This is a genomic window from Cupriavidus phytohabitans (assembly GCF_000426345.1).
Classification (GTDB): Bacteria; Pseudomonadota; Gammaproteobacteria; order Burkholderiales; family Burkholderiaceae; genus Cupriavidus.
Genome location: NZ_AUFE01000020.1, coordinates 43,623 through 58,089 on the forward strand (window position 1 = coordinate 43,623; position 14,467 = coordinate 58,089).

11 protein-coding genes and 1 pseudogene are annotated in these 14,467 nt (G+C 67.0%); 4 read left to right on the forward strand and 8 right to left on the reverse strand.

Annotated features, from left to right (window positions below; translation table 11 throughout):
- The first annotated feature begins 202 nt into the window (after positions 1–202).
- Positions 203–1,107, forward strand: a pseudogene (locus K309_RS36680) (LysR family transcriptional regulator).
- A 16-nt stretch (positions 1,108–1,123) separates the two neighbouring features.
- Here the strand turns inward: K309_RS36680 and K309_RS43970 are convergent.
- From K309_RS43970 to K309_RS0116355, 3 genes are all read right to left on the reverse strand, one after another.
- Entirely contained in the window at positions 1,124–1,315 is a 192-nt protein-coding gene (locus K309_RS43970) for a hypothetical protein (RefSeq protein WP_369796436.1), read from the reverse strand.
- 498 nt (positions 1,316–1,813) lie between these two features.
- Positions 1,814–4,156 (reverse strand): cytochrome P450/oxidoreductase, encoded by a 2,343-nt coding sequence (locus tag K309_RS0116350; RefSeq protein ID WP_029047439.1) that lies wholly within the window; start codon positions 4,154–4,156, stop codon positions 1,814–1,816.
- Between the two features lie 82 nt (positions 4,157–4,238).
- Positions 4,239–5,228 carry a Bug family tripartite tricarboxylate transporter substrate binding protein gene (locus K309_RS0116355; protein ID WP_029047440.1) on the reverse strand — a complete coding sequence of 330 codons (990 nt, stop codon included), beginning with the start codon at positions 5,226–5,228 and terminating at the stop codon, positions 4,239–4,241.
- 143 nt (positions 5,229–5,371) lie between these two features.
- Here K309_RS0116355 and K309_RS0116360 point away from each other — a divergent pair, with 143 nt between their 5' ends.
- Both K309_RS0116360 and ampC read left to right on the forward strand, forming a co-directional pair.
- Complete coding sequence (locus K309_RS0116360; RefSeq protein WP_029047441.1) at positions 5,372–6,220, forward strand: IclR family transcriptional regulator; 849 nt, start codon at positions 5,372–5,374, stop codon at positions 6,218–6,220.
- A 190-nt stretch (positions 6,221–6,410) separates the two neighbouring features.
- Positions 6,411–7,595, forward strand: a complete 1,185-nt coding sequence (ampC, locus tag K309_RS0116365) for a class C beta-lactamase (protein ID WP_029047442.1) — start codon at positions 6,411–6,413, stop codon at positions 7,593–7,595.
- Positions 7,596–7,688: 93 nt separating this feature from the next.
- On the opposite strand, the gene K309_RS0116370 is transcribed toward ampC, so the two are convergent.
- The 3 genes from K309_RS0116370 to K309_RS0116380 form a co-directional block, all read right to left on the reverse strand.
- The gene (locus K309_RS0116370; RefSeq protein ID WP_029047443.1) at positions 7,689–9,473 is read right to left on the reverse strand and encodes an acyl-CoA dehydrogenase; all 1,785 of its coding nucleotides are present in this window, start codon (positions 9,471–9,473) and stop codon (positions 7,689–7,691) included.
- Positions 9,474–9,692: 219 nt separating this feature from the next.
- Positions 9,693–10,628, reverse strand: a complete 936-nt coding sequence (locus K309_RS0116375; protein ID WP_084402454.1) for an AraC family transcriptional regulator — start codon at positions 10,626–10,628, stop codon at positions 9,693–9,695.
- Between the two features lie 206 nt (positions 10,629–10,834).
- On the reverse strand, positions 10,835–11,356 hold the full coding sequence (locus tag K309_RS0116380; protein WP_029047445.1) for a MarR family winged helix-turn-helix transcriptional regulator: 522 nt from the start codon (positions 11,354–11,356) through the stop codon (positions 10,835–10,837).
- Positions 11,357–11,825: 469 nt separating this feature from the next.
- Here K309_RS0116380 and K309_RS0116390 point away from each other — a divergent pair, with 469 nt between their 5' ends.
- A complete protein-coding gene (locus K309_RS0116390) occupies positions 11,826–12,170 on the forward strand; it encodes a hypothetical protein (RefSeq protein ID WP_051320488.1) in 345 nt (114 codons plus the stop codon).
- A gap of 81 nt (positions 12,171–12,251) precedes the next feature.
- On the opposite strand, the gene K309_RS0116395 is transcribed toward K309_RS0116390, so the two are convergent.
- Both K309_RS0116395 and uraD read right to left on the reverse strand, forming a co-directional pair.
- Entirely contained in the window at positions 12,252–13,631 is a 1,380-nt protein-coding gene (locus K309_RS0116395) for an MFS transporter (RefSeq protein WP_029047447.1), read from the reverse strand.
- A gap of 265 nt (positions 13,632–13,896) precedes the next feature.
- Positions 13,897–14,421, reverse strand: a complete 525-nt coding sequence (gene uraD / locus K309_RS0116400; RefSeq protein ID WP_029047448.1) for a 2-oxo-4-hydroxy-4-carboxy-5-ureidoimidazoline decarboxylase — start codon at positions 14,419–14,421, stop codon at positions 13,897–13,899.
- Positions 14,422–14,467: the final 46 nt, after the last annotated feature.

The window sequence follows — 14,467 nt, forward strand, 5'->3', positions numbered from 1 at the left end:
AGCGGGGTCTTGAAGACACAAGGAGTTCGGGGGCGCGCACCGCCGCCTGCCGCTCCACGCTTCATGGCGGCGCAGTCGGGCAGGGGCGATGTGTGGAAGCGAAGTGTAGCCAAACCTTCGCATTCCATTCATGATTTAATATTAGCTTTACCATTCGCTTTGTTCATGGATGCGTGCCGCCACGATCCAGCCTGAGTTCCACATGCCTATCGATATCCGCGCGCTGCGCTACTTCGTCGAGACCGCCCGCCTGCGCAGCTTCACGCAGGCGGCCGGCTCACTGTTCGTCACCCAGTCGACCATCAGCAAGATGGTGAAGCAGCTCGAGGACGAGGTCGGCCAGCCGCTGCTGATCCGCGAAGGCAAGAGCGTGCGCCTGACCGACGTTGGACGCGTGGTGTACGAACGCGGGCAGGAGGCGCTCGGCGTTGTCCACCGGCTGACGCTGGAGGTGGCCGACCTGTCATCGCTGGGCCGCGGGCAGCTGACCGTCGGCATCCCGCCGATGTCAACCTGTTTTTTTCGCCGGCAGTCAGCGCGTTCCGGCAGCGCTATCCCAACCTGCAGCTGACGCTGGACGAGCACGGCGGGCAGGTGGTCGAGCAACTGGTTGCCAGCGGCGAACTGGAAGTCGGGGCCACCGTGCTACCCGGCGACAGCGGGCTGGCGCTGGAGACCCGGCAGTTCGGCCGGCACCCGATCTGGGCGGTCGGGCCGCGCAAGGCGAAGTGGGCGCGCGGGCGTACCGTCACGCTGGGTGCGCTGCGCGACGAGCCGCTGGTGATGCTGACCGACGACTTCTCGCTGACGCGCAAGCTCAGCCAGGCCTTTCTGCAAGCGCGCATCGAGCCGCGCGTGGTGGCGCGTAGCGGCCACTGGGATTTCCTGGCCTCGATGGCGGCGGCGGGACTGGGCACCACCTTCCTGCCGCAGCCGCTGGCCGAGCGCCTGCAGGGCCAGGACACGCTCGCCATGGCGCGCCTGACCGAACCCGCGATGGACTGGGCCATGGCGCACATCTGGTCGCCTGGGCGCTATTTGTCGCACGCGGCGCGCGCGTGGCTGGCGGTCTGTGACGAGGTCCTCGGGGAGGGGGAGAGGCGCTAGGCGTGCCAGCGCCCGCCTACTTGCGCAGGCACTGGTCCGGCGCGATATTCAGCCGCACCAGCGACTGCCGCCCCGCGGTGTAGTGGTACAGCAGGGTCACGCCGAGCTTGCCCAGCACCGGCACGTCCGGATTGCGGCAGATCCCGCGCTCCAGGATCGGCTTGGCCGATGCCATGTACTCGCGCGTGCCGTCGCGCGTGGCATCCACGCCCGACACCTTGAGCTGGAGACGATCTTGCCGGGCCGGGCCACGCAGCCGTCCAGGCGCGTGGTGTCGTCCAGGTCCAGCGGGCCGGCGCGCACCAGCTCCTGGCAGGCCATCCGCAATTCCCGGTCGGCATTGCCAGCCGTCAGCCGCGTGACGCCGGTCATGCCGGTCGGCTTGCCGCGCACGGTGCCGAGCAGCAGCGTGGCGAGGCCGGAGAGCTGCGGGCTTTGCGCGGGCGGCGCGGCCAGCGCGGCGGTGGCTGCGATGGATGTGGCCAACGAGGTGGCCACGGAAACGAGGGCCGGCAGGAGGCGGTGGGGCTTTGCCGTCGAGGCGGCTGGCGTAAAGCGCATAAAGGGAGCGGGGTGGGGTAGCCTGTAGCGCTGCTACTTTAGCCCCTGCTCCTTGTTGCCGTTGTCAGGCATTGTCCTACGCGCCGCCGGAGTGTGTAGGGCGAGGGGCTGTCCGAGGCACTTTGTGCCAATGCGGTGGCTGTCGTCACAGTTCCAGCACCAGCCGGCACCCGCCGGCCGCACGCGAGCAGCACGCCATCATCCGGTCGTTGGCGTCACGCTCGCTGCGGGTCAGCACCACGTCGCGGTGATCGACCTGGCCGGCCAGCACGCGTACTTCGCACGAGCCGCACAGGCCTTCCTCGCAATCGCTCTGCACATCGATATTGGCGCCGCGCAGCGCCGCGAGCAGGGTCTGGCCGGCAGGCACCTCCATGACCAGTCCGGAATCCTTCAGCTCGACGGTGAAGGGTTGCTCCTTCGACGCGTCCAGCGTGCCCAGCCGCGACACGAAATGCTCGACCCGCAGCGCGTCCTGCGGCCACGCCGCGCAGGCACCGGCGAGCGCATCGAGCAGCCGTTGCGGACCGCAGGCGTAGACGTGGGTGCGCGGCTGCGGCGTGGCCAGCAATGCGGCGAAGTCGGCGCGGCGGCCTTCGTCGCCTGCATAGATATGCAGGCGCTCGCCATGCAGGGCCTGTAGCGTGTCCAGCATCGCCATCGACCGCCGCGAGCGGCCGCAGTAATGGATCTCGTAGTCGATGCCGAGCTGGCGCGCGCGCCGCGCCATCGCGCTGACGGGCGTGATGCCGATGCCGCCGGCAATCAGGATGGCGCGCCCGCAGCCCTCGTCGAAACGGAAATGGTTGCGCGGGCCGCGGATGCGCAAGCGGTCGCCCGCCTTGACGCTGTCGTGCACCCAGGCCGAGCCGCCACGGCTCTCGGGCTCGCGCAGCACGGCGATTTCCAGTACGGCGGCATCGTCGGGATCGCCGCACAGCGAATACTGGCGCGACAACCCGGTATCGCCGCACTCCACGTCGATATGCGAGCCCGGCGCCCAGCGCGGCAGCGGCTTGCCGTCCGGCGCCGCCAGCCGCAGCCGCAGCACGCCGTCGGCGGCAGGGGCGATGCTTTCCACCACCACGGTGCGCGCGCTGGTGTGCGCCGACGGCTCGCCAATGCGCACGGGCTGCCGTTGCGTGAGTAGTGCAGGGTTGCGGCGCTCCGGGTTCCGCGCAGGATCCCATTCGACCAGCAGGTGCTCGGGGCCACGGAACGAAGTGTTGGGCACGTAGGTGAAGACCTGTTCCGCCAGCCGCATATGCGGCAGCCGGCGCGTCAGCTCTTCCAGGAAGATCTGCATTTCCATGCGCGCCAGGTTCTTGCCCATGCACTGGTGCGAGCCGTAGCCGAAGGTCAGCTGCTCGCTGGCGTTGTCGCGGCGGATGTCGAACAGGTCGGCATCAGCGAAGTGGCGCTCGTCATGGTTGGCCGACGAGGTCACGATCAGCAGCTTGCTGCCGGCGGCCACCCGGATGCCGGCCACCTCCGTGTCGCGCGTGACCAGCCGGCGCCACGCCGCCACCGAGCCGTTATGGCGCAGGCATTCTTCCACCGCGTTGGGAATCAGCGAGGGATCATCGCAGATCTCGCGCCATGCATCCGGGTGCTGCAGCAGCAGCTTGATGGCGTTGGCCGACGCATTGGCCGTGGTCTCGTGCGCGGCGACGATGCCGGCCATCATCATCGAATGCAGGTAAGAGTCGGTGACAACCTCGGGCAGTGCCTTCTGCTTGCGCAGGCCGTACTGCATCCATCCCGAGCCTGACGGGTCTTCGCGCATCTTGTCCAGGATGCGCCCGGCCAGCTGCCAGAAGTTGCCGACCGCATGCGCCACCGCGACCTGTTCCTCGGGCCTGGGGCGGCCCCAGGTGTTGACCGTATGGGCGATGGAGTACTGGCGCAGCAGGTCCATGTCCTCTTCGGGCACGCCCAGGAAATGCAGCGCCACGGTCAGCGGCACTTCCCACAGCATCTGGTCGACCAGGTCGGCGCGGCCGTCGTCGATAAAGCGGTCGACGTACTCGCGCGCCAGGCGCCGCACCATCGGCTCGTGATGCGCCAGCTCGGCGGGCGTGAACGGATCCATCAGCGCGCGCCGGCGTGGCATGTGCGCGGGTTCGTCCTCGTTGACCAGCGTGCGGTTCATGGCATACCCGTACGAGGCCAGCACCGCGTTGGCTTCGTCGCCGGTGGGCGTGATCTTCTCCAGCGCGATCGACGGGCTGAAGGTGATGTTGTCGCGGAAAATCGCCTTGATGTCGTCGTAGCGCGTGACCACCCAGTAGCCAAGCTTCGGGCTGTAGAACACAGGCTCCTGCTCGCGCGACCAGCGCACATACTCGGGCGGATCCTGCTGGTAGCCGTCGCCGAAGGGATCGAACTCGGCCGCCTTGTGGCTGTCCGGGCAGCCATTGGGGGCGGTGAAGGCGGAATGGTCGACGGGACAGCCGCCGCGCGCGGTGTCGGGGGAGGGGGTGGCCATGCTGCGTACTCCTGCAAGAACATTGCCGTCCGGGCGGGCCGGACGGGCTTGGGGTCAGGCGATTGTCAGACGATTGCCGGCCTCAGTTGTCCAGCGTGATCTTCAGGTCGCGGATCAGCCTGGTCCAGCGTGCCGACTCGGTGCGCAGCAGCTCGCTGAACTGCGCCGGCGTATTGCCCACCGGCTCCACGCCGAAATCCACCAGCCGCTTGTTCACCGCCGGCTCGCGGATCGCCGCGACCACATCCTTGTTCAGCGTGTTGATGACCTCGGGCGGCGTGGCGGCCGGCACCACCATGCCGACCAGCGCGGCGGCTTCCACGCGCGGGTAGCCCAGTTCGGCGAAGGTCGGCACGTCGGGCAGCTGCGGCAGCCGGGTGGCATTGGCCACCGCCAGCGGCCGCACCTTGCCGCCCTTGATGAAGCCGGCTCCGGCGGCGTAGTCCACCATCATTGCGGCCACCTGGCCGGCGGCGACGTCGGCCAGCGCGGGAGCGGCGCCGCGGTATGGCGCGTGCGTCATCGGCAGGCCGCCGGCTTCTACCTTCAGCAACTCCATCGCCAGGTGGTGCGGGCTGCCCGCGCCGGCGGAGCCATAGTTGACGCCACCCTGCGTGGACTTCGCCTGCGCGATGAAGTCCCTGGCGCTTTTCACCGGGCTGTTCGCGCCGACCACCAGGATCATCGGGAAGCGGCCCAGCAGCGTGACCGGAGCCAGGTCCTTGCCCGGGTTGTAGGAAAGTGTCTTGTACAGGACGGGGTTGAACACCAGCGTGCCGTTGTCGGCGGACAGCACGGTATAGCCGTCGGCGGCCGATCGCGCCGTCTCGGCCGCGCCGATCGCGGTGTTGCCGCCGGGCTTGTTATCGACCAGCACGGGCTGGCCGGCCTTGGCCGACAGCCCCTGGCCGATGGTGCGCGCGAGGAAGTCGGAACCACCGCCCGCGGCGTACGGCACGATCCAGCGGATCGGCTTGGCGGGGTAGGTGTCGGCGCCGTGCGCCGGCATGGCGGACAGCAAGGGCAGGACGAGCGCGCCGATGGCCAGGCGCGGCAACAGGGGGCGGGGCATATGGTTGTCTCCGTTGATTTCTGTTTTGCGTAAATCTTATACGCATTGCGTAATGATTGAATTGGGGGTTAACCTTGAAGCCGACCGCCCGCCCGGGCGTGGCCTAATCTGCCTGCTCTTGCCCAACCATCAACACCACTGCCATGCCTGCCTCCCGTTCCAAGCCCGCTGCCTCCGAAACGCCTGCCGACGCCTCGCTCCGCACACGGGAGCGCCGCCAGCGCGTGCAGTCCGCTGTCACGGGCATGGCCGTGCTCAAAGGACTGGCCCGGCTGGGCGGGCGCGCCAGCCTTACCGCACTGGCCGCGCATATCGACGAAAGCCCGGCCAAGGTGCACCGCTACCTGGTCAGCCTGCTGGAAGAGGGACTGGTCGCGCAGGAATCCGGTACCCAGCAGTACCACCTCGGCTACGAGGCGCTGCAGATCGGCATGGCGGCGATGCGCCAGGCCGACCCGATCCGGCTCGCCGAAGCCTCTCTGGTGCGGCTGCGCGAGACGCTGGAAGTGACGTGCTTTGTCGCGGTGATGGGCAACAAGGGCCCGACCATCATGCGTTTTGAAGAACCGGGCCTGCCGGTCACGGTGAATGTGCGGGCGGGGTCGGTGATGCCGCTGCTGTGGTCGGCCACCGGCCGCGTATTCCTGGGCCTGCTGGACGAAACCCGTGTACAGGCGCAGGCAAGGGAAGAACTGGCAGAGGCCGGCCCGGCGCGGCTAGCCTTGCTCGATCAGGACGACCCGATCGGCGCACTGCGCCGCACCGTGCAGGCCGACGACTGCGCCTGGGTGCGCGACACCAACCTGACCGGCATCAGCGCCGTGGCCGCGCCGGTGCGCGACTACACCGGCCGCGTGTGCGCGGTGCTGACGGCGCTGGGCGCCACCGGCGGCTTCGATCCGTCGATCGACGGGCCGGTCGGCTCCGCGCTGCGGCATGAGGCCCGCGTGGTCAGCGCCGCGCTTGGCTTCAACCCGGACGCGCCGGTTTGAGCCCGGGGGTTTCAGCGCTGGCGGCCAGTTTTCCGGGGCTTAACCGTGACGGGCGGTAAAACATTCGGCGAGTCTCTCGCGGCGGAAGGCTTCCACGGTGGCCCACCAGGAAGGGAGTTGCCATTGTGCAAGCCGCGCGCAGACGCGTATAGTCCCTCGCGGTTTGCCGACACTCCTGCCATTGCCTGACATGACGATCCTTGCCCCCACGCACTTCGCGGCGATTGCCGCCGCCGGTCTCCTGTGCACGCCAGCCACGTACGCCGCCGACAAGGTCGACCAGCGCCAGCTCGAGCGCGCTGTCAACGAGGCGATCGCGCCGATGATGAAGGCGCACAACGTGCCGGGCATGGCCATCGCGGTGACGGCCGGCGGCAGGCAGTATTTCTTCAACTATGGCGTGACAGCGAAGCGGGGCGGCAAGCCAGTCACCGAGTCCACGCTGTTCGAGATCGGCTCGGTCAGCAAGACCTTCACCGCGACGCTGGCGGGCTATGCGCAGGCGCGCGGCGCCATGTCGCTGTCGGACCCCGCTGGTAAATTCCTGCCGGCGCTTGCCGGCAGCGCCTTGGGCACGACCAGCCTCCTGGACCTTGGCACCTATGCGGCCGGCGGCCTGCCGTTGCAGTTTCCCGAGACGGTCAACAGTCCGCAGGCAATGACCGACTACTTCAAGGCCTGGCGACCCGCCTACGCGGCCGGTACCCACCGGCGCTACTCGAACCCCAGTATCGGCCTGTTCGGCTACCTCGCCGCGCGCAGCCTGGGCGAGCCGTTCGACGACCTGATGGAGAAGACCATCTTCCCGTCGTTTGGCCTGAAGCGCACTTATATCCGGGTGCCGAAGCCGCTGATGGTGGACTACGCGTCGGGTTACACCAAGGACGACAAGCCGACCCGCGTGACGCCGGGGGTGCTGGATTCCGAGGCCTATGGCGTGAAGACGACGTCTGCCGACATGATCCGCTTCGTCGAGGCCAACATGTCGCCGAGCGGGCTCGATGACAGGCTGCAGCGCGCCATCGCCACCACGCGTACCGGCTACTTCAAGATCGGCGGCATGGTGCAGGGGCTGGGATGGGAGATGTATGCCTATCCGACGCCGGTCAGCGCCATCCTGGCGGGCAGCTCGCCGCGGATGGTGTTCGAGGCCAACAAGGTCGACCGGCTGGAGCCGCCGCAGGCGCCGGGCGCCAATGTGCTGGTCAACAAGACCGGGTCGACCAACGGGTTTGGTGCATACGTCGTGTTCGTGCCCGCAAAGCGCATCGGGCTGGTGATGCTCGGCAACAAGAACATGCCGGTGCCGGCGCGGGTGGAAGCGGCGTATCACATCCTGACGGTGCTGGACGGCGACCTGGCGGCAAAGCGCTAGGACCGACGCGCCAGTCGCTGCCCGAAGAAAGAAAGCGGCCCGAAGGCCGCCCTGTCTGCCGCGCGCTGAAGCGCCGTCAGAACTGCTCCGCCGTCAGAACTGCTCCGCCGTCAGCGCATTGACCGGCGCCGCACCGCCGACCACGGCATCGCGCAGCGCGGTTGCCTGCGACAGGATGTGCTGTGCGAAGAAATGCGCGGTGGCGATCTTGGCGTCGTGGAAGTTCGGATCCTCGGCACGTTTCGCATCCGCGGCCAGCATCGCGCGGCCCAGCTGCCAGCCCGAGAATACGATGCCGCACAGCTTCAGGTACGGCACGCTGCCGGCGAACACGGCATTCGGATCCGACTTGGTATTGGCCACCACGAACTCAACCACCGCTTCCAGCGCCGCGCGGCCATTGGCCAGTTGCGCCTGGACCGCGGTGAAGGCAGCGCCGCCATGCTTGCCCAGCGCGGCCTCGGTCTCGGCGATCTGCGCGCAGATCGCGCGCGCCACCGCGCCGCCGTCGCGCACGGTCTTGCGGCCGACCAGGTCGTTGGCCTGGATGGCCGTGGTGCCTTCGTAGATCGGCAGGATGCGGGCGTCGCGGTAGTGCTGCGCCGCGCCGGTTTCCTCGATAAAGCCCATGCCGCCATGCACCTGCACGCCCAGGCTGGCGACGTCGATCGACAGCTCGGTGCTCCAGCCCTTGACCACCGGCACCAGGAATTCATAGAACGCCTGGCTTTGCTTGCGCACGGCTTCGTCCGGATGCTGGTGCGCGGTGTCGCTAGCGGCGGCCGCCACGTAGGCGACGGCGCGTGCGCCTTCGGTCAGTGCGCGCATCGTCATCAGCATGCGCTTGACGTCAGGGTGGTGGATGATGGTGACCGCTTCGCGCGCCGAGCCGTCGACCGGGCGGCTTTGCACGCGCTCGCGCGCATACGCCACGGCCTGCTGGTAGGCACGCTCGGACACCGCGACGCCCTGCATGCCGACTGCAAAGCGCGCGGAGTTCATCATGATGAACATGTACTCCAGGCCGCGGTTCTCTTCGCCCACCAGCGTGCCGATGGCGCCGCCGTGGTCGCCGAACTGCAGCACCGCGGTCGGGCTGGCCTTGATGCCCAGCTTGTGTTCGATCGACACGCAGTGCACGTCGTTGCGCTCGCCCAGGCTGCCGTCGGCGTTGACCAGGTACTTGGGCACGATGAACAGCGAGATCCCCTTGACGCCTTCGGGCGCGTCGGGCGTGCGGGCCAGCACCAGATGGACGATGTTCTTCGCCATGTCGTGCTCGCCGTAGGTGATGAAGATCTTGGTGCCGAAGACCTTGTAGGTACCGTCGCCCTGCGGCTCGGCGCGGGTGCGCACCGCGGCCAGGTCCGAACCGGCCTGCGGCTCGGTCAGGTTCATGGTGCCGGTCCACTCGCCGCTGATCAGCTTGGGCAGGAAGGTGGCCTTCTGCTCGTCGGAGCCGGCGGTCAACAGGGCCTCGATGGCGCCGTCGGTCAGCAGCGGGCACAGCGCGAACGACAGGTTGGCGCTGTTCAGCATTTCGATGCAGGCGGTCGCAATCAGCTTGGGCAGGCCCTGGCCGCCGAAATCCTGCGGATGCAGCACGCCCTGCCAGCCGCCTTCGCCGAACTGGCGGAAGGCGTCCTTGAAGCCGGGGGTGGTGGTCACCACGCCGTCCTTCCAGCTGCTGGGATCCAGGTCGCCGGTGCGGTTGAGCGGCGTCAGCACCTGTTCGTTGAACTTGGCGGCTTCGTCGAGCACGGCCCCGGCCGTTTCCGGCGTGGCTTCCTCGAAGCCGGGCAGGCGGCTGACAGCGTCAAGACCTGCGAGCTCGTTCATCACGAACAGCATGTCTTTGAGCGGGGCACGGTAGGTCATGGATGTCTCCTGTCTGTACGTCTGTACGCTTGTTCCTGGGTGGCGCGCAGGGCATGGCGCCTGGCCCGCAACCCGGGCCGATACGTCATCGTAACGCGGGAAGCACCGGGCGCGGCTATCCAAAGCTGCCCATTCATTGACGAAATCTGCCGCCATACATAAACCGGCGCGCGGCGATGCCCGCAGGTCGGCACCGGCCTGGCCTCGTGGCAGGATTTGTCAGGGGTGTGCGGGCATGGTCCGGTAGGCCTTGGGCGTGCTGCCGGTCCAGTTGCGGAAGGCACGATGGAAGGCGGTGGGGTTGTCAAAGCCGATATCGAAGGCGATCGCCGCGATCGCATCCGTGGTGCGCGTGAGCCGCTGGATGGCAATGTCCCGGCGCACCTCGTCCTTCACTGCCTGGAAGGTCGTGCCTTCAGCGGTCAGCCGGCGGCACAGCGTGCGGACCGAGAAGTGCAGGTCCTGCGCCACCGCTTCGATGGTCGGCGTCGCCGGCAGGCAGTCGGCCAGGTACTGGCGCACATGGTGGCACACCATCTGGTCGGCGAACGCGACGAAGATCCAGTCCTCGGGCGCGCGCGCCAGGAATTTCTGCAAATCGGCCTTGCGCCGGCGGACCGGCATGTCCAGGTAGGACTCCTCGAACCTGAGCAGCGTCTGGCGGCCGCCGAACTGCACCGGGCCGGGAAACAGGTAAAGGGAGTCGCTGGCGCGCGGCGGCCGCGGAAAATCGAACTCCACCCTGGCCAGAGGGATGCGCATGCCGATCAGCCATGAGGCGACGCCGTGGACCAGCTTGAGCATCAGCTCGCTGCCCAGCGCGCTGACGCCGGGGCCGGCCGGGTCGGCACGCAGCACGACCTCGCCGAAACCATCGTCGCGTCCGGATTCGAGCCGGAAATCGTCCAGGATCAGGTGGAAGAACTGGCCAAAGCGGTGCAGCGCCACTTCCAGCCGCGGCGCATCCAGCAGGCTCAGGCACAGGAACTTGAGCGTGCCGTTGCGCAGCGGCCGGCTGAAGATGCCGGGCATCTCGTCGTCCAGTTCCATGGCCAGTTCGCGGTAGAGCGTGGAAAACTGTTCCTCGGTCACGCGCGCGGCCGGCGCCTGCAACAGGCCGCTCGGGATCCCCGCGCGCTCCGCCAGCCGCGCCATGGCGGCCGGGTCGGCACCGGACAGGAAGCCGTTGACCAGCGAAATGGGGACGGTGGCGGTGAACTGGGTCAATGTTGCGGGGCGGCTAATACGGAGTGGTGCGCAAGCGCGCCGGGACGATGCGTGGCGTATTTTGTCATAGCCCGGCGGGTGTTACCGGCGCTCCGGGGTTGCTATGGCACCCATGTTGAGCGTCGCGACCGCTGTCAGTCCTGCGCGGACCGTGCCGGTTCCTCCGCCGCGTGCGCGCCGGGGTCCGCGTCCATGTGGACGCTGGCCAGGCCGGCGTTGAGCTGGTTCAGGAAATGGACCAGCGAAACCTTGTCGTCAAAGCCGAAGCTCGCCAGCGCCTGGCGGTAGAACTCATAGATCCTGGGTTGCAGGCTGTTCCAGAACTCGCGCCCCTTCGGCGTCAGCACGACCTTCTTGGCGCGGCGGTCCACGGTGTCGGCAACACGCTGGACATGCTTTTCCCGCTCCAGCCGCTTGAGCACGCCATCAAGGCTTTGCCGGCTCACCACCAGGTATTCGGTCAGTTCCGAGAACGACATGCCTTCCGGCACCTGCGGCCGCGATAGCGCCCCCAGCACGGACCACTGCACGGTGGTGATGCCGAGCGACTTGCTGGTCTGCCGGTCCAGCGTATTGCCGGCCTGGAACAGCCGGAAAAACAGCCGGTTATGGACGGATGCGTCGGACGGGTCGTACGCGAATTCTGGTTTGGTCATGGTGTGGGATTGACACTGGCCGCCGTGAGCCTGCCATTAGTGTGCCTATTCTAAGGCGGCGCGGAGCACACACGCACAGGCGCGACGGGTGGGATGGTACCCTGCGAGCCGTTTGAATGTGTTCCATCGTGCTCTTTTGCTGCATTTGCGCAAAGATCATGATCATTATTTATAAGCAGTGGTAGTGAGAAAAAGCCTGCTAGCGGATGTGTTGGTAAATATAAGTAAGGATATTGACGTATACGTAAGGCGTGCCTAGTATTCTTCGGATTCTTGCCATCAAGGTTCAGCCATGACCATTACGTTCCACCATGCTGCCGATGTCGCCGTCCTGGCCGTCCTGGCCGTCCTGGCCGTCGAGCGCCCGGCGCGCTTCGTCGGCCGCTGAGCGGCTGGTCTTCCGGCTCGCTGGGACGCAAATATGGAAGTGGCACAAGCCGCGCGCCCCCTCCGGTCCACACAGCCGGAAATGGGCATCACCGACATGCTCCATCACATCCGCGCCGCGGCCCGGACCATCCAGGCCGAGGCGCGGCGCCAATGGCCCGGCGACGCCAATGCGGTGACACGCCGCCTCAGCCGCCTGCTGTCGCTGGCCATGCGCCAGCAATCCGCGCTGGACATTGCGGTGATCCTGGGCAGTGCCGCCGAGCTTCGCTATTTCCCCGACGATGCGGCGCTGGAGCGGTGTACCCGCATGGTCGAGTCCCACGGCGGCAAGGCCATGCGTGCGGTCGTCTGGGCGGTCCGGCATCGCCGCGTGCGGGCCGGCGTAACCATTACCCGGCGCTTTATCGTCGACGCGGTCGACTGACCTCCAATGAACAATGGCGGGCCAGGGCCCGCCATTTCCTTATGGCGGCGCGCAGTCGCGCCGCGCGCCTCCAGGACGCTGTCAGCTTCGCGCTTCAGCCACGCCCGGCACCATCGACGCCGGGGCCGCGCTTGCCGCTGCATCGGCGTGCAGCGCCGATGCCGACAGCCGATGGTTGATGCACGCGAGCGCCAGCGCACCCACGATCCCCGCCGCACCGATGACCAGGAAGTTCTGCGCCAGCGGCAACTGCAGCGAAACGATCAGCCCGATCAGCACCGGCGCCGCGATGGCACCAAGCCGTCCGATGCCCGAGGCCATGCCAACGCCGGTCGAACGGATCGACACCGGATAAAACTGGCCGCTGTATGCATACGCGACGATCTGCGCGCCGGTAGTGCAAGCACCTACCGCGCCGATCAGCAGGTAGAGCATCTCGGTCGAGGTCTTGAACGTCATCAGGTAAAGGAACGCGCCGCCGAGCAAGTACATCACCACCAGCACCCACTTGATATGGAACCGGTCGGCCAGCCATCCGCCACCGATCGCACCTACCACAGCGCCCACGTTCAGCGCGATCACGAAGCTGAGCGCGGAGCCCAGGCTGTAGCCCGACATCGCCATCAGCTTGGTCAGCCAGGTGCTGAGCGCATAGACCATGAACAGGCCGGTAAAGAAGGCGATCCAGAACATGACCGTGCTGAAGCCACGGCCGTCCTGGAACAGGCGGGCCACCGGCGCGCCGGCTGCGCGGTCCTGCTGCGGCAAGCGGAAGGTGGCGCCGGCATCCAGGCGCAGGTGCGGGTCGATGCGTTGCGCGAGGGCGCGCAGGTCCTTTTCGTTCTGGCGCGACACCAGGAACGACAGCGACTCCGGCATCGTCTTCAGGATGAACGGGATCAGGATCACCGGCACGCCGGCCGCGAAGAACACGATCTGCCAGCCAAACCCGGCAATGAACTGCTTGCCGATCACCGCGGCCAGGATGCCGCCGATGGCATAGCCGGAGAACATCACCGTGGTCATGAAGCTGCGGATCTTGCGCGGCGAATATTCCGTCATCTGCGCCACGATGTTGGGCATCACGCCGCCGATGCCAAGACCGGCGATAAACCGCATCACGCTGAACGTGACCGGATCGCTGGTCAGGCCCGCGGCCGCCGTGAACACGCTGAACAGGAATACGCACAGCGAGATGGTCCAGCGTCGTCCGATCTTGTCGGAGAGGGCGCCCAGGAAGATAGCGCCGAACATCATGCCGAACAGCGCCGAGCTCGCCATGAAGCCGGCGGTCGACGCCGTGACGCCCATCTCCTTCATGATCGATGGCAGCGCGGCACCCGCTACGGCGATGTCATATCCGTCGATGATGATCACCAGCAGGCACCAGGCCAGGACACGCGCATGGAATCGGTTAAAGCGGGCGCCGTCGGCCAGCTTCTGTACATCAATGTGCTGCATCTATGTCTCCTTCACCAATCTTCTTTTGAACGCTCAACCAGCGGCAAGGGCCCGCGAACGGGCCCCTGGCCCGGGCTGGACGGGCTATGGTTGATGCGTGGTTATACGTCAAGATCATTACTTATATCGTGACGAAAACCTAGGGTATTTCCGGTGAAGAAGTGCTGAATCGGCGGTTATTTAGTCAATAAGTTGATTTATCAAGCAGTGTGCGCGCAGGCGCGATCGGTTCGGCCGCCTGGCCCTCCCGCACCTGTCGCCGCATTCATGCCAGCGTATCGAGCCGTGCCTGCAGCCGCCCGCGCGTGATCGCGCCGATCTGAGCCAGCGCCTCATCCAGTTCCTGCTGCGTGCTGCGGTCGATACGGCGTTCCAGCGCGGCAAAGATGCCTTCCCGCGTGTAGTGCCGCACGCAGATAATGAAGGGAAAGCCGTGTCGTGCCAGGTAAGCGGCATTCATGCGGTCGAGCGTGGCTTCCTGCTGCACTGACATCGTGTCCAGCCCCGCGCTCTTCTGCTCGGCATTGGAATCCGCCGTCATGGTGCCGGCGCGGATATTGGCGGCCGACAGCATCGGGTGCAGGTTCAGGAAATCGCACTGGGCCTTCGCATCCAGCTTGCGGATGACATCCATCATCGCATCATGCAGCGCGCTGGACGATGCAAAGGGCCGCCGCGCCCAGGCGCGCTCTGCCGCCAGCGGAAAATGCTCGAACACGCTGCCGAACGCGTGGGTAAAGCCGGACTGGTCCAGCGCGTTGACCGGCGCCAGATCGATGGACTGTGACATGGACTGCTCTCCCGTTGTGCCGGCCGCGCAGGCCAGGCATGGAAAC